We start from the raw sequence: 19,630 nt of genomic DNA, 5'->3' as shown, positions 1-19,630 counted from the left end.
AGGGGTCCTTTCCGGGAACGGGCCCGTCAGATGTCGAGGTCTTCGGCCCGCGGCTGCTCCACCGCGGCGACGACACGGCGGTACAGCTTGGGCGCGACCGCGGGCCGCAGGTCGTCGAGCGAATCGACGATCTCCACGGTGAAATCGCCCCAGTTCCGGTCGCCCGCGCCGCCGAGCAGGCCGCGCCAGTTCTTCCACTCGTTCTTCCAGTCGGCGGCGAGGGTGGCCATGGTCGAGAGATCGGACCAGTCCGACTGCTGACGCTGGATCACGAACTTGCCCTTGCGGCTGCGGTAGACCCTGGTCACCTCGAATCCGGTCTTCGCGACCTCGCGGGCCTCGGCCAGATAGCGGCCGGCGAAGCGCTTCACGCGCAGGCCACCGGGGCCGTCCTTCAGGCTGATCTCCTCCAGGCCGTCGTATTCGGCCACCGCTGCGCGGGTGTCCTCGTCGCTGTGCGGGTCGGTGGTCATGACGTCTCCGTTCATATGTGACTGCGCATGTGCGCATCAGTTGATCTTTGAGGCATTCGGGATCCATGCCCTCGGCGCACCGATCCGGCGTTGCCGACCGGGGAATCTCCGTCACCCCGAGTGAGACTATACGTAGACGTATACATACAGCACAAGACCCGATGTGCGGAACGTGTCCGGCGGAACAAGGCACGTCCGAACGGATGAACGTAGACTGGCGGAGATGTCTCGAAACGATAACGACGCCGCAGTGTTGCCCGCGCCCTCCGGTTCCGGCCGCCGGTTGCACGCCTATCTGGACGTCGCCGTCGTTGTCGTGGTGCTCGCCTGCACCAATCTCGTCGCCCACTTCACCTCGGCGTGGGCCAATATCGTCACCGTGCCGATAGCCGCGGTGGTGCTCGTCGTCATGATGCGGCGGCGCGGCCTCGGCTGGGCCGAACTCGGGCTGTCGCCGCGGCACTGGCGGCGGGGCACGCTCTACGCGGTCGGCGCGGTGGGAATCGTGTTGAGCGCGGTCGCCATCGGCGCACTGTTGCCCGTGACGCGGCCCTTCTTTCTCGCCGACCGCTACGCCACCATTTCCGGCGCGCTGATCGCCTCCATGATCGTGATCCCGCTGCAGACCGCCATTCCCGAGGAACTGGCATTCCGCGGCGTCCTGCACGGGGCGTTGGATCGCGCCTACGGCGTCCGCGGCGTATTCGCCGCCGGGTCACTGCTTTTCGGGCTGTGGCATATCGCCTCGTCGCTCGGGTTGACCAGTGGCAACCGGGGTTTGAGCGGCATCCTCGGCGGCGGGGCCGCGGGGCAGATCGCCGGTATCGCCCTCGCGGTACTGGCCACGGCCGCCGCGGGCGCGGTCTTCACCTGGCTGCGGCGGCGCAGCGGCAGCCTGCTCGCGCCGATCGCGCTGCACTGGTCGCTGAACGGGGCCGGCGCACTGACCGCCGCCATTCTCTGGCACACCGCCCTGCGCTGAGCGCGGCGCGCCGACCGGACACGCGAGCGAATTCCGTTCGAAAGGTGCGGGTAGACGCGCATATTCGCGAACTCGTACGAACAGATGTTCGGTGTTGCCATTGACCGCGAGTAGGTCACGGATTACTCTCACTGCGGTCACACATATGTTCGAGTAATCGGCTGTTGCGGATATTCGGCACCATACCTGCTTCATGGAAGGCTCGCGATGCGCGACGACCAGTCGGCCGGGAATGCAGAGATTTCAGCGGACACCAACCCCGAGATCGCCGCACTGGCGCAGCGCGTGGCGACGGCGCGCGGCAAGCTCCCGCTCCAGACGGATCCGGCCCTGTTCGACGAACTGTCCGAATCGGAGATCGCCGCCGAACGCGATCTCTCGGAATGGATTCGGGCGCAGCGTCGCGACCAGCGCCGCCGGGCGGTCGCCGCCGAACTGGCCGCCGAGAAGCGCGACCGGCGGGTCGCGCTGGCCCTCCGCCGCTCCGACGACGCCGACGCCCGCTGGCACCGCAAGGCCCTCGCCGCCCGCCGCCGGGTCTCGAATCCCGATGCGCGCCTTGCCCAGCTGTACCGCCGCGCCGAGTGGTCGTCGCGGGCGCTCATCGGCGTGGTCGTCCTCGGCATGGTGTGGGCCGGGGTGAACGTCCAGCACAACCTGGTGCCCAGCGGCGATATGTCCGACCCGCTGTACTGGCTCAGCTACGGCTTCGAGGCGATGATCTCCATCCCGATCATCACCATCATGGTCGTGGCGACCACCGCGGCCCGCTGGGGACGCGAGATCGCCCGCGGCAAGGTCGTTTTCCTGGAGGCGGCGCTGCTCGGCGTCACCATCGCGCTCAATGCCGGGCCGCACCTGGCCTCGGGCGCACCGGCCCGCGCCGCCGAAGCCGCCGTGGCGCCGGTCATGGTCGGCGTCGTGATCTGGCTGCACGCCTGGGTTTCCGCCCGCTACGCCCAGCTCATCGATGCCATCCCCGACCAGTCCTCCGGTTCGCACCGCACCGTCTCCCACCGCATCGTCGACGCCTTCGCGACGCCGGTGACGCCCCGGGCGGACGATGCGTCGCGCCTGCTGTCGGCGAGGTACGAATACAGCCACGCCTCGGATGAGGCTTACAGCAACGGCTATCCCACGCAGCAAGCACAGGACGAGATCCAGCCAGAGCCGCCTCGGCAAACTGTCAACGGCCAGTCCCACGAACGGAACGGAAGCCGTCCCGAGGCCACCCAGCAGACGGTCAACGGCCACTCCCACGAAGGAGGCGGCAACCGTCTCGAGCCGACCCAGCAAGCGATGAACAGCCACTCCCACCAACAGAATGGGAGCCACCTCGAGCCGACCCAGCAGACGGTGAACGGCCATTCCCACGAAGGGAACAGGGACGGCCTCGAGGCAACCCGGCGTGTGGTGAACGGGCACTCACACGGCAGGAACGGGAGTCGTCAGCCCGAGCCGCCGATGCACCCGGTGAACGGGCGCCTGCACCAAGAGGGCGGGGGTCCGGCCGAGCCGACAGTGAACGGGCACTCCCATGAGGTGCGCGGCGAATCCGGTTCAACGGCTAGGGATTCCACCGAAAGCAATGGTCATGCGCATACGCCTGGCTCCGCGTCCAGTATTGCGGGCCAGACCTACCCGCTGCCCGCAACCGGCCCGGCCGACAACGGTTTTCCGGCGCACCGCAATGGTCACGACGTGACGCGTCCGGCGGCGGGCGAGCACAACGGTGCCCGGGACGGCCGGATCAACGGCCACAGCCACCCACACGCGGGTCCACGACCCACGCACAACGGTGCTGATTCCGCGCATACCTCCTCCGGCACCGAGGTTCCCGCACAGCCGCCGCGGCCCGCCGACGACGGCACCGCGGCAGGTCCCGCCGAACCGCCCGCTACGGAGCCCGACAGTCCGGCCGAGCTGGCCCACAACGAAGAGACCACCCTTCGGCCCGAGGATCACGCCCCGGAGCCTCAGCGGCGCAACAAGACTCGACCTGAGCCGAAGGCGACGGCCGAGCACCCGTACACCCGCCGGCCCGCTTCTCCTCCGGCCGAGCCGGAGGTCTCCGAGCCCGAGCCGAAGCCCCGCGCACGGAAAGAAGAGCAGAGCGGCACTCAACTGGCCTTGGACGAACCGACCCCGGTCGACGTCTCCAAGTACCGGCGACCTTACGCGGTAACCACCCCGGAACCCGTTGTGGAGGAGCCCGATTCGTCCCCGTCCAAGACGACCCACTCCGACCTGGTCGCCGAGATCGACAATGTCGGCGTGTGGGCGGTGGCCCGCGAGATCTCCGAGCGCCGCCTGTCCAAGCTCCCCGTCGAGCAGCTCGCCGAAATCCTCACCCTGGCAGACGAATCCTGGACCCCCGCCGCCATCGGTGCCACCATCGGCCTCCCCGGCTCCCGCATCCTCGGCATCCTCGACGCCGCCCGCCGCATCCGCCGCCCCTACGTAGTCAGCGGGTAACACCGCCGCAGCCCGGGTTGAGGCTGAGGATGCCGACCCGGCTACAGCTTCCGTAGGCCGCGTTCCAGAACCGCTGAGGCGCCGACCGTTTCCATCTTTCGCGGCGAGGCGGTGGTCGGTTCGTCGTCATCCGGGGTGACTGTGGGGGTCGTGGATGTGGCGGCAGGCTTGTCCGACTCGCCCGTCGGCGGTTCCACGGTGCCGCTCTCCGCCTCCGCCACTTGGGCATTCGTCTCTTCGGTGGAGGCGAGGGGTGCGTCCGTTTCCGTGGCGGGAGTTTCAGCCTCTGCGGTCGTGGCGGCCAGCTCTTCCAGCGCCGCCAGGCGTAGGCGTTCGGTGACCTCGTTGAAAATGTAGAAGTTCGGGATGGATTCGACGGTGTCGAGGGAAACCCATTGCCCGTCGACCTTGATGCACACCAGGCCGTGCTGGGCCTCGATCCGTTGAATTCGCTCCCACGGATATGCCTTTCCGGCAAAGGTGAGGTGGTTCAGGTCGACGGAGATATCACCGAACGACACCGTCTCCTCGGTATCGATCGCGGCGACGACTCCCGGCAGTTGCGTTGCCGTCACGGCGGATTGGATGCCGGGCCCCCATTCCCGGGCGCCCTGGAACACCTTTTCGTCGAAGGTGGCGCTGCTGCCAGGACCGGTGAGGGTGAAGGAGTAGTCGGTCGACGCGGCGGCGGCATTGTGGAACGGGATGACCTCCTGCCGCACCTCCATGGTGTCCCAGCGGAAGGCGACGACATTCTCGCTGCTGCGGTACACGGTCATACCGTTGTCGAACAGATCGAGGCGGGCCCGGCGGCTGCCACGGTTACGGCGGCTCCGCACGAATGCGGCCGCGGCCGGCACCAAGGCCAGCCCGCCGAGGGCCCCACAGCCGATCATCGAGCCGACGGCCGCGCAGAGCCCGCCCACGGCGACGAGACCACCGGCGACCAGAACACAGCCACGCACCACGGCGTCACCGCTCAGCGGCGCCGGCAGGAATGTCTGCCGGTGGGTGCCCAGCTTGTCGTGCTCGGCGATCAGATAGATCAGCTGTGACAGGGGTACCGTTCGCCGGCCTCCGGTTCCCCCGCTCTCGCGCTCCAGCGTGCTCGGGGTGGTCACTGGTTCCTCCATCGGACGGGTTGTTCCGCGCGGATCGTATTCCACTCGACAGCATCCCGCTACCGCTCCACGCGGTTCGTCGAGCAAACAATGCGATGTCGTTCAGCGGGGCTGGAATGAACTTGGCACCCTGCCGGTCTGCTTGCGGAACATCGTCTTGAAAGCGGCAGCAGTATCGTACTCCAGCGCCGCGGCGACTCGTGTCACGGATTCCCCGGCCGAAAGTTCCCGCAGCGCAAACAGGACACAGGCGCGTTGTCGCCACCGCCGGAAACTGAGGCCCGTCTGTTCCAGAAAAGCCTGTTGAACCTGCGTGCGCCGACCCACACCGCATCGGCCCATTCTCGCGCAGCCGAGCCCATTGTCGGTGCGGATCGGAACTCTTTCGCACAAACTCCGTAGATCGGCCCGCGCGGGCGGCGGGAGGTCGAACGGCAATGGCGTCAGCGAGCGAATCTCGAAGAGTATGAGCCGGATCAGGCATCCGTCGCGGCCGTGGCCGTCGTATTCGGGCGGCAATTCCACTGCGGCGAGCAGGAGTTCACGCAGGAGCGGCGAGACGTCCACGACCCGGCAACGCTCCGGAAACCACGGGACGGCGGCGGGCTCGAGGTACAGGCTGCGGGTACTGACCTCGTCCATCCGCACCTCGTGGTCGGTCTCGGGCGGGATCAGGACGGCGCGGCGGTGCGGACGGTCCAGGTGCCGTCGGCCGTCTCGACGCGCATGAGGCCGGTCGCGCCGTAGCGGAATTGGGCGCGGCGGTGCCGGTGCGCGGGCAGGAGATGGTGGGCGGATAGTCGGTACCGATCGCGAGGACCTCGCGGTCGATCGCGTCGATGTCGTCCACCGGTATGTTGCGCACCGCCTCGCTCCGATCGGTCGTTGTCGCAAACTCGATAGTTTGTGGCGCACCGTCGATTGTGCGCCACCGGTTGGCAAATCTGCCGTGAATCGAGTGCTCATCGCTGTTTTCATCGCGATCGGTGCCGTGGCCGGCGCGATCTCGGCAGTCGACGTCCCGGATATCGTGCTGCACATACTGTTCGCGGTGTACCTAGCGGTCACGATCGCCGACACCGCCATGCGCAGCGGATTCTTCACCGGCCCGGACCACGACGCCGACCTGGAAAAACCACTGGGCCGCTTCACCTCTACGGTTGGAGGACTCGGAATCGGCGCTGTAGCAAGCTTCCTCGGCGGCGGCAGCAGCGTCATAACGGTCCCCCTCCTCCTCCGCCGCCACGGCCGCCCATGGCCGCCGCCACCGCCCTGGCAAACCCCCTCAGCATCCCGATAGCCATTGCGGCAACAACGATCTACGCCCTAGCCGCCCCACAACCACCATCCCCGGCCACATCGGCTACGTAGACCTCCCCGCCGCAGCCGCCCTACTCTGTGCCCGCCATCGCCCTGACCAAACGCCTGATAGTCCACGTCCCCGACCACCCACGCCATCACATATCTCAGCTTCCTGGCGGTCGTCCTGGTCGCGATGGTGACCACTGCCCTAACGACGTAATCGACTGTCGGCAGCGTCACCTAACAGCCATCCCCGGAGCTGCACGTCATCGCTGAGGCCGATGAGCTGAACGATTCCCCAGTTCTCTCGATGATTGGGCGCAACGCGTAGGCGGCTCTGCCAATCCTCGGCGTATTCGCGAAGTTCGTCGGCCATCTCGTCGACCGCCTCGTCGAAAGTGGCACCGGACGCGCCGGCCGGAAGACCGGGGAGGGCCACCGACCACCCGCCGTTCTCGCTCACCGCCTCGGCATTCGACGGGAACAGCCGGCTCAGCGCACAGCGCAGTCGGTCGGCATCCACAATCGCCAAGCGCTCGCCGTCACGACGAACCGTCGCAACCACGCCGTCCGTCGCCGCGTCCAAGAGATCTTTCAGATGGGACTGGGCCTCGGCGTAACCCTCGTATTGCACTGCAGACATCGGCAACCTTCCGTTCGCCCTCCACCGATCCAGCGAGTGCATCAAGTACCTCACATACCTGAGATGCTCGATTGGTCCCTCATATCCGTTCCCGGGACCAACCGGCTCGTGAAACCCGCTGCAACGAGTCTTGTGCATGCGTTCCAGACCTGAACGGGCACGTCTTGAACGATGGCCCATCCCTTGTGGCCGTATAGCCGAATCCGTTGCGTGTCACCGACCAGCATATCGATCACACGCCGTACGTCTCCGATGCTGTCGAGGTAGGCGTCCAGGGGCAGCGGCAGGGATCCGCAAACGAGGTCGACCTCGGGCCACCACTTCCGGCAGGTGGCATAGCTGCGACGCTGTTGGTACGGACGGGATATCAGCATCACCGACTTGATCGAGCCGAGACGGTCACACCTGTCGAGCAAGTCCCGGCTGAACTCGATGTTCTCCCGCGTATTGGTCGCCTCGGACTCGACCAGAATCGCCCTGTCCGGAACCCCCAGCCCAACCGCATGGTCCCGATAGTGCTGCGCTTCGCCGTTCGGAAACCGGTCCACAGTCGTCGGCGCATTGGCCCCGCTGAACACGATCAGCGGAGAGATGCCCTGGTGATAAAGCTCCGCGGCGTAGGTCGCCACGCCGAGGTCATGACTCCCCAACCCGATCACCACATCAACCCGCCGGACCGCATGATGCATCTGGTTGAACTCCCACAGCACCTCGACATCAGCACGAAGCCCATCCGGCAACGCCGTCGGCGGCATCAGAATCTCCTTTCGAACCTGCATGCGTAATCGACCGGCAAACCCACCCTGCCACGCATCATTGGACTTACGCTGATATCCATGGCGACTGCCGCCCGCGACCCACAACTCGGGCCAGTGATCAAGGCATACATGCAGGCCCGTGGCCTCACCACTCACGAACAGGTTGCGCGCGTCCTCGGCGTTGAACGCAGTCTGGTATCGAAGTATCTCAGCGGGGCTCGGACATGTCGGGATGTCGGGCAGCTGCGCCGTTTTGCCGAGGCCATGGGATTGCCGCCGGAATCGTTCGGGTTGCGCTCCGCGACAGACGTATTGGATCCGGTTGACGAGTTCGCCGAGTGGCGGCTGGTACGGCAGGCGTTGAATCAGAATCGGCATGCCCTGACGGCTGCGGCGGCCCGTCTGTACTGGGACCCCATTCGGATCGAGGGGACATCCTGTATCAGTCGGCCGGGTTGGCTCGCGTCGGCGCCGGTTGATCTCGACGCCGTTCGGCTCGAATTCACACCCGATGCGGAGCAACCAAACCTCACTGGTGGCGAGCCCGAATCCGAGTCGTGGCGGCCCAGACGATCGGATGGGTCGCGATTCGAAAGGTACAGCCAAGCAGTGCGGTCGATCGCGCGGCCGACACTGTTCGAGAACCGAACGTCCTACAGATTGCTCGACGTAGCCTTCGCGGGGTCGGCTGGGCGGATGGAGTTCGGGCTAACAACGTATTTCGACATGGTCGACGTGTGTGAAGTCTTGGCGCACGAGGCTGCCGCCGCTTGGCTTGCCCGTGATCCTGCCGTCGGGCTCGACCTCGGTCGGCTTCCGTTCAGAAACCGTGTCGGCGACCTTTTCGATACGTCTCGTAGGCCAGTTCTACCGAGTATCAACACGTTGACGATCCGTCGCGCTCGGGACGGCGACACATTCTTCCTCCACCGTCGAGGCGCACAGTCGGTCACGCTCGCGGCCGGGTTGACCCATGTGATCCCGGCTGGCGTATTCCAGCCCGCAGCGATCGGGCCATGGAATGTCGCTGCCGACTTCAGTCTGTGGCGCAACATGATTCGCGAGTTCTTCGAGGAGTTTCTCGATGCACCGGAGCACGACGGAAGCCGTGGGACGTCTATCGATTACAGCGCGGAACCGTACCGAGCCCTCACGGAGGCCCGCTGTTCCGGCAAGGTGCAGGCATGGTGCTTCGGGATGGGTCTGGACCCGCTGGCGCCGGCCGGTGAAATACTCACGACGGTCGTCATCGATGCAGACGTATTCGATCGGCTGTTCGCAGGACTGGTGACACGGAACTCCGAGGGAGAGGTGTACCCCTCCGACATCGGCGCTGTAGGGATCCGCTGGACCGCAGAGAACGTTCGCCGGGTACTCAATCGTGAGCCGATCGCCGCGGCGGCTGCGGCCTGCATAGCACTGACCTGGAAGTATCGCGAGACGTTGCTGCCCTGATGTAACAATTGCGGCGTGCGCGTACTGGTTACGGGGGCAAATGGATATCTCGGCCGGGCGACCGTCGCGGCGCTCGTGGCGGCCGGGCACGAGCCGATCGCGCTGATGCGTGCCATGTTTCCGACACGTGGAGTTGCCGTGCGGGTCGCCGATCTGCTCGATGAACCCGCCCTCCAGCAGGCATTGACCGGGGTGGATGCGGTATGTCATCTCGCAGGCCTCACCCATGCACGGGAGTCGTTCGCCGATCCCCTCGCATACTTCCGCGTGAATGCCGGAGGCACCTTCAATCTGTTGGGCGCAATGACAACTTGCGGCGTTCCCCGACTCGCTTTCGCCTCAACTGCGTCGATCTATGGAACTCCCGACCGGCAGCCCATGACGGAACTGACTCTCGACGCCCCACCGCATCCGTACGCAGCGAGCAAGCTGGCCGCGGAGTACGCGATCCGGGCACAGGCCAACGCCGCTGGTATGTCCGCGATCATCCTCCGCCTGCTCAATATCGCCGGCGGAGATGATCCGGACCCGACGCGGCTCGTTCCCCGGACGCTGGCTGCGGCAGCGGACAATTCGTCCTTGGAAGTCAACGGCGATGGCAGCGCGGTGCGGGACTATGTCCACGTCACCGACGTCGCGGCAGCATTTGTCGCGGCTTTCGAGAGGATGCCGGAAGCGAACTCGACCTCCTCGTACATCATCGGCAGTGGGAACGGAACCAGCGTCCTCGATGTCGTTGCCTCCGTCGAGCGGGTCACCGGTCGCACCATCCCTCTCGTGCACCGTCCACCGGCATCGGAACCTGCCGCGTTGATCGGGGATTCGACCAAAGCACGCACCGAATTGTCTTGGCGGCCACAGTATTCCGATATCGACACCATCGTCCGGGACTCATGGCGGGTGTGACAACTTGTCACAGCCACGCCCCGTTCGCGCTGCAACGCTTGATTCATGGACCCCGCGCTTCCCCCGATGGATCACCGCGTGCCTTCCGGCGATATGACCGTGGACATCGCCCACCAGATCATGCAGCTCCACATGGACTGCCCGATCACCGTGTGCCCGATCAAGTCTCACGCAAGAACCGTGCTTATTCAGAACGGGCGTCTAAGGCCCGCCGATCGTCCGAAGTTCGGATTCTGACCATGGTCGACAGGGATGATCCGGAGGAAATCGAGATCCGAGTAATCCAGGATGTCATCGACACGATCGAACAACGCCTACGCCGGCACGAACGGCTCGGCGGACAAGTCCTGACATCACGCTCTCGGATATATGCGGTCGTCGTGCAGGCGGTAGTTTCGAGTGCGCGGGAGAGATCGTTCGGTGCCACGCTCGACAGCGCCGCTGTGCTGGACTATCTGCTCGACGGAGCGGATTACGAAGGCCCGCAGGATCCGGTCGACGCTGTCATAGGGCGCTACCTGGCCGGATCGAACTGAGTCGAAGTTTGAGGAAGCATACTTACACTAACTGTACTTCCTCAAAAATCATGCCGCTGAGCAGCGAGAATGTCCGAACCAACGCCGAAGGCCCGCTTCCCATCGGGAAGCGGGCCTTCGGTTTCGACTCAGCCGAGGTGGAGGGGCTTACTTGGCCCGCTCCAGGACCTCCACCAGCCGCCAGCGCTTGGTGGCGGACAGGGGGCGGGTTTCCATCAGCGTTACGCGGTCGCCGACGCCGGCTACCTCGTTCTCGTCGTGCGCCTTCACCTTGGAGGTGGTGCGGATGATCTTGCCGTAGAGCGGGTGCCGGTGACGGTCTTCCAGCTCGACGACGATCGTCTTGTTCATCTTGTCGGAGACGACGTAGCCGACGCGAACCTTGCGGCTGCCACGCTCCTCCTCTTTGGCCGGCGTCTTGGCCGGGCCCTTCGCGTCACTCATGCCGCGTCTCCCTCGCCTTCGGGGCCGGAGGCCAGGCCGAGCTCGCGCTCGCGCATGACCGTGTAGATACGCGCGATCTCGTGGCGGACCACACGCAGACGCCGGTTGTTCTGCAACTGACCGGTCGCCATCTGGAAGCGCAGGTTGAACAGCTCTTCCTTGGACTCACGCAGTTTCGCGACGAGGGCCTCGTTGTCGAGCTCACGGAGCTCTGCGGCCGGATTGGCGGTAGCCATCAGAACTGCTCCTCCCGGGTCACGATCCTGCACTTCATCGGGAGCTTGTGCATCGCGCGGCGCAGGGCCTCGCGAGCGGTCTCCTCGTTCGGGTACGACATCTCGAACATGACCCGGCCCGGCTTCACGTTCGCGACCCACCACTCCGGCGAACCCTTACCGGAACCCATGCGGGTCTCGGCGGGCTTCTTGGTCAGCGGGCGGTCCGGGTAGATGTTGATCCAGACCTTGCCGCCACGCTTGATGTGGCGGTTCATCGCGATACGAGCGGACTCGATCTGCCGGTTGGTGACGTAGGCGGGCTCGAGGGCCTGGATGCCGTAGTCGCCGAACGACACCGAGGTGCCGCCCTTGGCCATGCCGGAACGCTTGGGGTGATGCTGCTTGCGGTGCTTGACCTTGCGAGGCATCAGCATTGGTCAGCCCTCCTTGGACTCTGCCGGAGCGTCGGCCACCGCTGTCGCGGCACCCGCACGCCCGGCCTCAGTGCTGGTCGCGGTGGTACCGGACGAACCGGACCGCCGCGGACGGCTCGGCCGCTCACGACGCGGACGCTCGTTGCGGCCCGGCTCGGTCGCGGTGACCTCGCGCTTGCCACCGACGATGTCGCCCTTGTAGATCCAGACCTTCACGCCGATGCGGCCGAAGGTGGTCTTGGCTTCGTACAGGCCGTAATCGATGTCGGCGCGCAGCGTGTGCAGCGGCACCCGACCCTCACGGTAGAACTCCGAGCGCGACATCTCGGCGCCACCGAGGCGGCCCGAGCACTGCACGCGGATGCCCTTGACGTTCGGCGAACGCATGGCCGACTGGATGGCCTTGCGCATCGCGCGACGGAACGCCACACGGTTCGACAGCTGCTCGGCCACACCCTGGGCGACGAGCTGCGCATCCGATTCGGGGTTCTTGACCTCGAGGATGTTCAGCTGCACCTGCTTCTTGGTGAGCTTCTCCAGCTCGGCGCGGATGCGGTCGGCCTCGGCGCCACGACGGCCGATGACGATGCCCGGGCGCGCGGTGTGGATGTCCACCCGCACACGGTCACGGGTGCGCTCGATCTCGACCTTGGAGATGCCGGCCCGCTCCATGCCCGTGGACAGGAGCTTGCGGATCGCGACGTCTTCCTTGACGTAGTCCTTGTACTGCTTGTCGGCGTACCAGCGGGACTTCCAATCGGTGGTGATACCGAGGCGGAAGCCATGGGGATTGATCTTCTGTCCCATTTACTTAGCCCCTCCCTTCCGGCGGCTGCGAGCCGGGGCGGCGCTGGCGACGCTCTCGACCTCGATGGTGATGTGGCTGGTGCGCTTGCGGATCCGGAACGCGCGGCCCTGGGCCCGCGGCTGGAAACGCTTCATGGTCGCGCCCTCGTCGACATACGCCGTCGAGATGACCAGGGTGTCCGGATTCAGGCCGAGGTTGTTCTCCGCGTTCGCCGCGGCGCTGGCCACAACCTTCGCGACCGGCTCGCTGGCGGCCTGCGGCGCGAACCGCAGGATGTTCAGCGCATCCTCGACCCGCTTGCCGCGGACCAGGTCCACGACCCGGCGGGCCTTCATCGGCGTCACGCGGACGAACTTGGCGGTCGCGCGCGCGGTCGGGTTCTGAGTTTCAGTGCTCATCGCCGCTTGCTCTTCCGATCTTCCTTGACGTGGCTCTTGAAGGTCCTGGTCGGCGCGAACTCACCGAGCTTGTGCCCGACCATGTTCTCCGACACGAACACCGGCACGTGCTTGCGGCCGTCGTGGACGGCGAAGGTGTGGCCGATGAAATCGGGGATGATGGTCGAACGACGCGACCAGGTCTTGATGACCTGCTTGGTGTTCTTCTCGTTCTGGACGTCCACCTTCTTGAGGAGGTGTTCGTCGACGAACGGGCCCTTCTTCAGGCTGCGTGGCATGTCTTAACCTCCTCTTTAGCGCTTCTTGCCGCGACGGCGGACGATGAGCTTGTCGCTCGGACGGTTGGGTTTACGAGTGCGGCCCTCGGGCTGACCCCACGGGCTGACCGGGTGGCGACCACCGGAGGTCTTGCCCTCGCCACCACCGTGCGGGTGGTCGACGGGGTTCATCACGACACCACGGACGGTGGGGCGACGGCCCTTCCAGCGCATGCGGCCGGCCTTGCCCCAGTTGATGTTCGACTGCTCGGCGTTGCCGACCTCGCCGACGGTGGCGCGGCAGCGCACGTCGACGCGGCGGATCTCGCCGGAGGGCATACGCAGGACGGCGTAGGCGCCTTCCTTACCCAGCAGCTGGATGCTCATGCCGGCGGCACGGGCCATCTTGGCGCCACCGCCCGGACGCAGCTCCACGGCGTGGATGGTGGTACCGGTCGGGATCGAGCGCAGCGGCAGGTTGTTGCCCGCCTTGATATCGGCGCCGGCGCCGGACTCGATCCGCGTGCCCTGGGTGACGTTCTTGGGCGCGAGGATGTAGCGCTTCTCGCCGTCGGCGTAGTGCAGCAACGCGATGTTCGCGGTCCGGTTGGGGTCGTACTCGATGTGCGCGACCTTGGCCGGGATGCCGTCCTTGTCCAGGCGACGGAAGTCGATGATCCGGTAGGCGCGCTTGTGACCGCCACCGCGGTGGCGAGTCGTGATGCGGCCGTGCGCGTTACGACCGCCGGACTTGCTCAGCGGGCGCAGCAGCGACTTCTCGGGGGTCGAGCGCGTGATCTCGGCGAAGTCCGAGACCGACGAGCCGCGGCGACCCGGGGTCGTCGGCTTGTACTTACGGATAGCCATGAGTTCTTCTCTGCTTTCTGGATTCCCCGCCGCTTACGCGACCGGGCCTCCGAAGATCTCGATGGGCTTGCTGTCGGCCGAGAGGGTCACGAGCGCGCGCTTGGTGCTCTTGCGCTGTCCGTAACCGGCGCGGGTCCGCTTGCGCTTGCCCTGACGGTTGGCGGTGTTGACGCTGGTCACCTTCACGCCGAAGACCTTCTCCACGGCGATCTTGATCTGCGTCTTGTTCGCGTCGGGGTGCACCACGAAGGTGTACGTGCCCTCCTCGATCAGCCCGTAGGACTTCTCGGAGATGACCGGCGCGAGCAGGATGTCGCGGGGATCGGCGATGGTGGTCACTTGCTGTCCTCCTGTGCAGCCTCAGCGGGCCCGTGCACGAAGGCGTTCAGGGCCTCCACGCTGAACACGACATCGTCGCTGTTCAGCACGTCGCGTGTGTTGAGCTGGTCCGGCGCGATCGGGTGCACGTTCTGCAGGTTCGCGACGCTCTTCCACGCGGTGAGATCCTCGCGGCCCACCACGACCAGCAGCTTCTTGCGGTCGGACAGTTCGGCCAGGAAGCTCTTGGCGTTCTTGGTCGACGGCGTCTGTCCCGCAACAAGTTCGGTGATCACGTGGATGCGCTCGTTGCGCGCGCGGTCCGACAGGGCGCCACGCAGGGCGGCGGCCTTCATCTTCTTGGGCAGGCGCTGCGAGTAGTCGCGCGGCTGCGGGCCGTGCACGGTGCCACCGCCGGTGAACTGCGGCGCGCGGGTCGAGCCCTGGCGGGCGCGGCCGGTGCCCTTCTGGCGGTAGGGCTTCTTGCCACCGCCGCGGACCTCGCCGCGGGTCTTGGTGGAGTGCGTGCCCTGGCGCGCGGCGGCCTCCTGGGCCACGACGGCCTGGTGCATCAGCGCGATGTTGGCGGTCACGTCGAAGATCTCCGCGGGGAGATCGACGGTGCCGTTGGTCTTGCCGCCCGGCTCTTTCACCGGCAGCGTGAGGTTGGTCTTGGTTTCGGTGCTCATGCCCGGGCACCACCCTTCACTGCACTCTTGACGATCACGATGCCGCCCTTGCGGCCCGGGATCGCACCCTTGATCAGCAGCAGTCCGTTCTCGGCGTCCACCTTGTGGACCGAGAGGTTCTGCGTGGTGACGCGGTCGTTACCCATCCGGCCGGCCATCCGCATGCCCTTGAACACGCGGCCGGGGGTGGCGCAACCACCGATGGAACCCGGGCGGCGGTGCACGGCCTGCGCGCCGTGCGAGGCGCCCTGGCCGCTGAAGCCGTGACGCTTCATGGTGCCGGCGAAGCCCTTGCCCTTGCTGGTTCCGGTCACGTCGACGAACGCGCCCTCTTCGAACGCGTCGGCGGAGATCTCCTGGCCGACCTCGAAGGACGAGGCGTCGGCGACGCGGATCTCCACGACGTGGCGACGCGGGGTGACGCCGGCCTTGGCGAACTGCCCGGACACGGGCTTGGTCACCTTGCGCGGGTCGATGGCGCCGAAGGCGACCTGAACGGCCGAGTAGCCGTCCTTGTCCTCGGTGCGAATCTGGGTCACGACGTTCGGCCCGGCCTTGACGACGGTCACGGGAACGACGCGGTTCTTCTCGTCGAAGACCTGGGTCATACCGAGCTTGGTGCCCAGGATGCCGGTAGCCGGCCGGTTCTTGTTGTCAGTCATATCTACAGTCCCCGTCACTGAATGTTGACGTCGACGCTGGCCGGCAGATCGATACGCATGAGCGCGTCGACCGTCTTCGGCGTCGGGTCGAGGATGTCGATCAGCCGCTTGTGCGTGCGCATCTCGAAGTGCTCGCGCGAGTCCTTGTACTTGTGCGGCGAACGGATGACGCAGTACACGTTCTTCTCGGTCGGCAACGGCACCGGCCCGACGACACGGGCACCGGTGCGGGTCACCGTCTCGACGATCTTGCGAGCAGACGCATCGATCGCCTCATGGTCGTAGGCCTTGAGCCTGATGCGGATCTTTTGTCCCGCCACGCTGAGTGTCCTTTTCTCCGCTTAGCTTTCGCTTTTCGGTGTAGAGGGCGCCGCGGGAGTTTCCTCCCGACGCACCCTCATCTGCATGCCCGAACCTGAGAAGTCACAGCTGACGCATCCGTCTTGACCACGACCGGGTCGACCCGATCCTTCGCCGCTGTTCATCTGTCATGGTTCTTCCGGTCCACGCGGTCGGGCGTGTCGCCAATCCGCTCATTCCTCGGCCCGGGCGAATAACTTCCCTGTGGGCCTCGGAACGTCCGTCCCGGACGTATCCGCACCGAATCCGGCGGGATACAGAGTGGGTACTGCTCGCCCGCTCCGACGGCTGATACATCCACAGGACATACCGCACCTCGGTGCAGGCAACCCGAATAGTATGCATGAGGCGTCCACGCCCCTCCAAATCGGGGTCGGTGTGATGCCCGCGACCCCGCCACCAGCGCACATGAGCGGCCGGTGAGCGGTAACTTACTCTAGAGTAAGGTAGGCGGCATGACCAACGAGACCGCCACCTATCGCGGCTGGAAGAAGCTTCCCGACAATCGGCTCGGGCACGCGCTGTTCTCCCTGGGCATGGTGGCCCGGGTGCCGTATTTCGGGACCGTGGTCCCCACCGTGGTGCGGCTGGAGCCGGGATTGTGCGAGGTGACCGCGCCCAAATGGTTCGGCATCCACAACCACCTGGGCACCTTCCACGCCATCGCCGCCTGCAACCTCGCCGAGGTGGCGATGGGCATGCTCAGCGAGGCCACCGTGCCGACCACCCACCGCTGGATCCCCAAGGCCATGAACGTCCAGTACCTGACCAAGGCGGAGTCGGGGTTGCGGGCGGTCGCCCAGCTCGCCGAGGTCCCCGACTTCGGTGCGATCACCGAGGGTCGGGATCTGGTCGTGCCCGTGTCGATCTACGACAAGCGGGGGATCGAGGTGGTGCATGCCGACATCACCACTTGGGTGACCCCCAAGTAGGGGTGCGACCGTCACTCCATGCCTGCCTCACCGTTTTCCGGCACGCTCTTGGCCGGAATCTCTCGTCAGCGGGTGGGGTCCCGGCCAAAAGCGTGCCGGGAAACGAGGGGCGCACGCCGGCGACGTCATCTTTGTTGAGGGCGCGCGCTGGCGACGCCATCTTTTTCCGGCACGCTTTTGGCCGGAATCAAGGACGGCAGGTGGCCAGGCTGCTGATTGAATGAGGCACATGAGTACTCAGCCTGTCCGGGATGCGGATGTGTGCGTGGTGGGGCTGGGCCCGACCGGGCGGGCGCTGGCGCACCGGGCGATGCGGGCCGGGCTGGATGTGGTGGCGGTGGATCCGCGGCCGGAGCGGTTGTGGCCGCCGACGTTCTCGTGCTGGGTGGACGAGTTGCCGGGGTGGCTACCGGAGAGCGCGATCGCGCAGCGGATCGAGGCGCCGGTGGTGTGGACGACCGCCGCGCGGCGGATCGAGCGGCCGTACTGCGTGCTGTCGAAACAGGGGTTGTACGACGCGCTTTCGCTGGAGGACGCGACGGTGCTGGCGGGGCGGGCCGCGACGGTGGGCGCTCATCGGGTCGAGCTGAACGACGGCACGGTGATCACGGCGGGGGCGGTCTTCGATACCCGCGGGCTCCCCTCCCCCGGCGCGCGGCGGACCGCCAGCGCGCACGGCATCTTCGTCGATGCCGAACGTGCCGCGCCGATGGTCGGTGACGGCGAAGGGCTGCTGCTGGACTGGCGCGACGAGAACGGGGCGGGGCCGGACGAACCGCCGTCGTTCCTGTACGCGGTGCCGCTCGGCGACGGCACGGTGATCTTCGAGGAGACCAGTCTCGGATTGCGCGGCGGGATGCCGCAGCACGAGCTGCGTCGCCGCACGCTCAATCGTCTTGCCGCGCACGGCATTCGGCTGCGCGGCGACGAGCCGACCGAGGCCGCGCACTATCCGCTCGACCAGCCGCCGCCGAAACACGGTGCGCGCGAGGCGATTCCGTTCGGCTCCCGCGGCGGGATGATGCATCCGTGCACGGGATACAGCGTGGCCGATTCGCTGGCGCTGGTGGATACCGCGATCGAGGCGCTGCGCGCGGGCGAGGATCCGGTCGCGGCGCTGTGGCCGTGGCAGGCCCGGCTCGTGTACTGGATGCGGATGCGCGGGGTCTACGGCCTGGGCCGGTTGACCACCGAACAGTCGATCGCCATGTTCGACGCGTTCTTCACCGCCTCCCCGCGCCGGCAGCGCGCGCTGCTGTCCCGGCACGACGACTACGCGCCGCTGGGAGCCGTGCTGTTCATGACGGTCGCGCGGACCTGGCCGTTCCGGTGGCGCTACGACCTGGTCGGCTGGACCAACCGGAACCGGTGGGTGGGGTACGACTACGCGGCCCCCGACTCCGGGCTCAGACCCAGTTCTCGCTCCAGTACTTCCAGATGACCGGGGCGTAGGCCGCCAGCGGCGGGACGCGGATATCGGTGCCCGCCAGCGCGGCCTCGGTGTTGCGGTTGTCGAACCAGCAGCCGAATTCGCTGTGCTCCAGGATGTCTCGCGGCACGCCCACGCGCGGCAGCGCCCAGCCGACGCCGGGGAGCCGCAGCATCATGTCGAGGGTCTGCTTCGGCATGACCTCCACCAGATGCGGCGCGCCCGCTTGGTCGGCGAACAGGTTCAGCACGTCGGCGGCGCTCTGGCGGCGCGGGTCGACGAGATGGAAGGTCGTGCCCGGCTCCGGGGCGGCGTGCGCGATGTGGCCGAGGGCGCGGGTCACGAAATCGACCGGCACCATATTGGTTTCGCCGAGCTTGGGTATCAGCAGCGGCAGGATCCGGGGCAGCTGCGCGGCCATGCGGAGCAGCCGGAAGAAGGAGTACGGCCCGGTGATGCGGTCGATCTCGCCGGTGCGGGAATGGCCGATCACGATCGAGGGCCGGTAGATGTGCCAGGGCACCCGGGATTGCCCGCGCACCGCCAGTTCGGCCTCGAAGGCGGCGCGTTGCGGCCGCGTCGGCAGCGCCTGCCCGATATCGACCATATCCTCGGTGAACAGGCCCTCCGCGGCGCCGGCCACCTCGACGGTCGACATGTGGTGGAGCGCACCGGCTTCCACCCGCTCGGCGGCGTCCACCACATTGCCGGTGCCACCCGGGACGGCGGCACCGTAGCCGGAGGCCAGGTGGAAGACGTGGTCGATCGAACCGCGATGGGCCGCATACCACTCCGGATCGATGCCGAGGCCGGCGGCGCTCAGGTCGCCGCGCACGGGCCGCACCCGGTCGCCGCCGCCCCACTCCCGCGCGCATCGATCGAAGCGATACGCCGAATCGGCGCCGGGCCGCACCAGCACGTGGACCTCGCCGTTACGCTTCAGCAATTCCGGAACGAGATATCGTCCGATGCACCCGGTTGCGCCGGTAACCAGGTAAGCCATGCCATCAAGAGTAGCCCGCAGGTGCCCACAAGATCGGTAAGCGAGTTGCGCGCCGTTCGCTTAACCGGCGTCCGGTCCCGGCAGCAGGGCGCCCAAGGCCTGGAGGTCGTGGTTCGGGTCATCCTCGGGACGATCTGGCGCACCTGTGCCGGATTACCGC

General features: G+C 66.6%; 25 protein-coding genes. 8 read left to right on the top strand and 17 right to left on the bottom strand.

Annotated features, from left to right (window positions below; all coding sequences use genetic code 11):
* Nucleotides 1–26: 26 nt before the first annotated feature.
* On the bottom strand, nt 27–473 hold the full coding sequence (locus ON41_RS05550) for an EXLDI protein (RefSeq protein ID WP_051161004.1): 447 nt from the start codon (nt 471–473) through the stop codon (nt 27–29).
* Nucleotides 474–696: 223 nt separating this feature from the next.
* On the opposite strand from ON41_RS05550, the gene ON41_RS05545 reads away from it, so the two are divergent.
* Nucleotides 697–1,455, top strand: a complete 759-nt coding sequence (locus tag ON41_RS05545; protein WP_040745677.1) for a CPBP family intramembrane glutamic endopeptidase — start codon at nt 697–699, stop codon at nt 1,453–1,455.
* A gap of 207 nt (nt 1,456–1,662) precedes the next feature.
* A complete protein-coding gene (locus tag ON41_RS38810) occupies nt 1,663–3,930 on the top strand; it encodes a hypothetical protein (protein WP_051161003.1) in 2,268 nt (755 codons plus the stop codon).
* A 41-nt stretch (nt 3,931–3,971) separates the two neighbouring features.
* Here ON41_RS38810 and ON41_RS05535 read toward each other — a convergent pair whose 3' ends face one another.
* Together ON41_RS05535 and ON41_RS40020 are read right to left on the bottom strand one after the other, a co-directional pair.
* Nucleotides 3,972–5,051, bottom strand: a complete 1,080-nt coding sequence (locus tag ON41_RS05535) for a DUF6585 family protein (protein ID WP_157185369.1) — start codon at nt 5,049–5,051, stop codon at nt 3,972–3,974.
* Between the two features lie 102 nt (nt 5,052–5,153).
* Complete coding sequence (locus ON41_RS40020; protein ID WP_246460908.1) at nt 5,154–5,693, bottom strand: AraC family transcriptional regulator; 540 nt, start codon at nt 5,691–5,693, stop codon at nt 5,154–5,156.
* Between the two features lie 316 nt (nt 5,694–6,009).
* Here ON41_RS40020 and ON41_RS38805 point away from each other — a divergent pair, with 316 nt between their 5' ends.
* Complete coding sequence (locus ON41_RS38805; protein WP_051161002.1) at nt 6,010–6,351, top strand: TSUP family transporter; 342 nt, start codon at nt 6,010–6,012, stop codon at nt 6,349–6,351.
* A gap of 210 nt (nt 6,352–6,561) precedes the next feature.
* On the opposite strand, the gene ON41_RS05520 is transcribed toward ON41_RS38805, so the two are convergent.
* Together ON41_RS05520 and ON41_RS05515 are read right to left on the bottom strand one after the other, a co-directional pair.
* Nucleotides 6,562–6,996, bottom strand: coding sequence for a RelB antitoxin-like protein (locus ON41_RS05520; protein ID WP_040745819.1), 435 nt, complete (start codon nt 6,994–6,996; stop codon nt 6,562–6,564).
* Between the two features lie 50 nt (nt 6,997–7,046).
* Nucleotides 7,047–7,751 (bottom strand): YdcF family protein, encoded by a 705-nt coding sequence (locus tag ON41_RS05515; RefSeq protein WP_085995618.1) that lies wholly within the window; start codon nt 7,749–7,751, stop codon nt 7,047–7,049.
* Nucleotides 7,752–7,832: 81 nt separating this feature from the next.
* On the opposite strand from ON41_RS05515, the gene ON41_RS05510 reads away from it, so the two are divergent.
* The 3 genes from ON41_RS05510 to ON41_RS05495 all read left to right on the top strand — a co-directional run bounded on the left by ON41_RS05510 (nt 7,833) and on the right by ON41_RS05495 (nt 10,651).
* Nucleotides 7,833–9,209 carry a helix-turn-helix domain-containing protein gene (locus ON41_RS05510; protein WP_040745673.1) on the top strand — a complete coding sequence of 459 codons (1,377 nt, stop codon included), beginning with the start codon at nt 7,833–7,835 and terminating at the stop codon, nt 9,207–9,209.
* Between the two features lie 15 nt (nt 9,210–9,224).
* Nucleotides 9,225–10,115, top strand: coding sequence for an NAD-dependent epimerase/dehydratase family protein (locus ON41_RS05505; RefSeq protein ID WP_040745671.1), 891 nt, complete (start codon nt 9,225–9,227; stop codon nt 10,113–10,115).
* A gap of 152 nt (nt 10,116–10,267) precedes the next feature.
* A complete protein-coding gene (locus ON41_RS05495) occupies nt 10,268–10,651 on the top strand; it encodes a hypothetical protein (RefSeq protein WP_157185368.1) in 384 nt (127 codons plus the stop codon).
* A 147-nt stretch (nt 10,652–10,798) separates the two neighbouring features.
* Here the strand turns inward: ON41_RS05495 and rpsQ are convergent, their stop codons facing one another.
* Genes rpsQ through rpsJ form a run of 11 tightly spaced genes read right to left on the bottom strand, consistent with a single transcriptional unit; the run spans nt 10,799 to nt 16,066 of the window.
* Nucleotides 10,799–11,095, bottom strand: coding sequence for a 30S ribosomal protein S17 (gene rpsQ, locus ON41_RS05490; protein ID WP_040745664.1), 297 nt, complete (start codon nt 11,093–11,095; stop codon nt 10,799–10,801).
* Nucleotides 11,092–11,331, bottom strand: a complete 240-nt coding sequence (gene rpmC, locus ON41_RS05485) for a 50S ribosomal protein L29 (protein WP_040745663.1) — start codon at nt 11,329–11,331, stop codon at nt 11,092–11,094. Before rpmC ends, rpsQ begins: the two co-directional genes overlap by 4 nt.
* Entirely contained in the window at nt 11,331–11,747 is a 417-nt protein-coding gene (gene rplP / locus ON41_RS05480) for a 50S ribosomal protein L16 (protein ID WP_040745660.1), read from the bottom strand. Before rplP ends, rpmC begins: the two co-directional genes overlap by 1 nt.
* Nucleotides 11,748–11,750: 3 nt before the next feature.
* A complete protein-coding gene (gene rpsC / locus ON41_RS05475) occupies nt 11,751–12,554 on the bottom strand; it encodes a 30S ribosomal protein S3 (RefSeq protein WP_040745658.1) in 804 nt (267 codons plus the stop codon).
* Nucleotides 12,555–12,953: a 50S ribosomal protein L22 gene (gene rplV / locus ON41_RS05470; RefSeq protein ID WP_040745656.1), complete on the bottom strand. Its 399-nt coding sequence runs from the start codon at nt 12,951–12,953 to the stop codon at nt 12,555–12,557.
* Nucleotides 12,950–13,231 carry a 30S ribosomal protein S19 gene (gene rpsS, locus ON41_RS05465; RefSeq protein WP_024800475.1) on the bottom strand — a complete coding sequence of 94 codons (282 nt, stop codon included), beginning with the start codon at nt 13,229–13,231 and terminating at the stop codon, nt 12,950–12,952. The genes rplV and rpsS overlap by 4 nt, the downstream gene beginning before the upstream one ends.
* 15 nt (nt 13,232–13,246) lie before the next feature.
* On the bottom strand, nt 13,247–14,077 hold the full coding sequence (rplB, locus tag ON41_RS05460; protein ID WP_040745655.1) for a 50S ribosomal protein L2: 831 nt from the start codon (nt 14,075–14,077) through the stop codon (nt 13,247–13,249).
* Nucleotides 14,078–14,110: 33 nt separating this feature from the next.
* Nucleotides 14,111–14,416, bottom strand: a complete 306-nt coding sequence (rplW, locus tag ON41_RS05455) for a 50S ribosomal protein L23 (protein ID WP_040745654.1) — start codon at nt 14,414–14,416, stop codon at nt 14,111–14,113.
* A complete protein-coding gene (rplD, locus tag ON41_RS05450; RefSeq protein ID WP_040745653.1) occupies nt 14,413–15,084 on the bottom strand; it encodes a 50S ribosomal protein L4 in 672 nt (223 codons plus the stop codon). Before rplD ends, rplW begins: the two co-directional genes overlap by 4 nt.
* Nucleotides 15,081–15,746, bottom strand: a complete 666-nt coding sequence (gene rplC / locus ON41_RS05445) for a 50S ribosomal protein L3 (RefSeq protein ID WP_040745652.1) — start codon at nt 15,744–15,746, stop codon at nt 15,081–15,083. Before rplC ends, rplD begins: the two co-directional genes overlap by 4 nt.
* Nucleotides 15,747–15,760: 14 nt before the next feature.
* Nucleotides 15,761–16,066 carry a 30S ribosomal protein S10 gene (rpsJ, locus tag ON41_RS05440; protein WP_003938093.1) on the bottom strand — a complete coding sequence of 102 codons (306 nt, stop codon included), beginning with the start codon at nt 16,064–16,066 and terminating at the stop codon, nt 15,761–15,763.
* Between the two features lie 495 nt (nt 16,067–16,561).
* Here rpsJ and ON41_RS05435 point away from each other — a divergent pair, with 495 nt between their 5' ends.
* Both ON41_RS05435 and ON41_RS05430 read left to right on the top strand, forming a co-directional pair.
* Complete coding sequence (locus ON41_RS05435; RefSeq protein ID WP_040745651.1) at nt 16,562–17,038, top strand: hotdog fold domain-containing protein; 477 nt, start codon at nt 16,562–16,564, stop codon at nt 17,036–17,038.
* Nucleotides 17,039–17,267: 229 nt separating this feature from the next.
* A complete protein-coding gene (locus tag ON41_RS05430; RefSeq protein WP_051161000.1) occupies nt 17,268–18,479 on the top strand; it encodes a lycopene cyclase family protein in 1,212 nt (403 codons plus the stop codon).
* On the opposite strand, the gene ON41_RS05425 is transcribed toward ON41_RS05430, so the two are convergent.
* Nucleotides 18,445–19,470 (bottom strand): SDR family oxidoreductase, encoded by a 1,026-nt coding sequence (locus ON41_RS05425; protein ID WP_040745650.1) that lies wholly within the window; start codon nt 19,468–19,470, stop codon nt 18,445–18,447. The genes ON41_RS05430 and ON41_RS05425 overlap by 35 nt on opposite strands.
* Between the last annotated feature and the right edge of the window lie 160 nt (nt 19,471–19,630).

Source organism: Nocardia transvalensis NBRC 15921, from assembly GCF_000308875.1.
Classification (GTDB): Bacteria; Actinomycetota; Actinomycetes; order Mycobacteriales; family Mycobacteriaceae; genus Nocardia; species Nocardia transvalensis.
The sequence above is the reverse complement of the archived record's forward strand: the minus strand, read 5'-3'. Positions and strand labels throughout refer to the sequence as shown.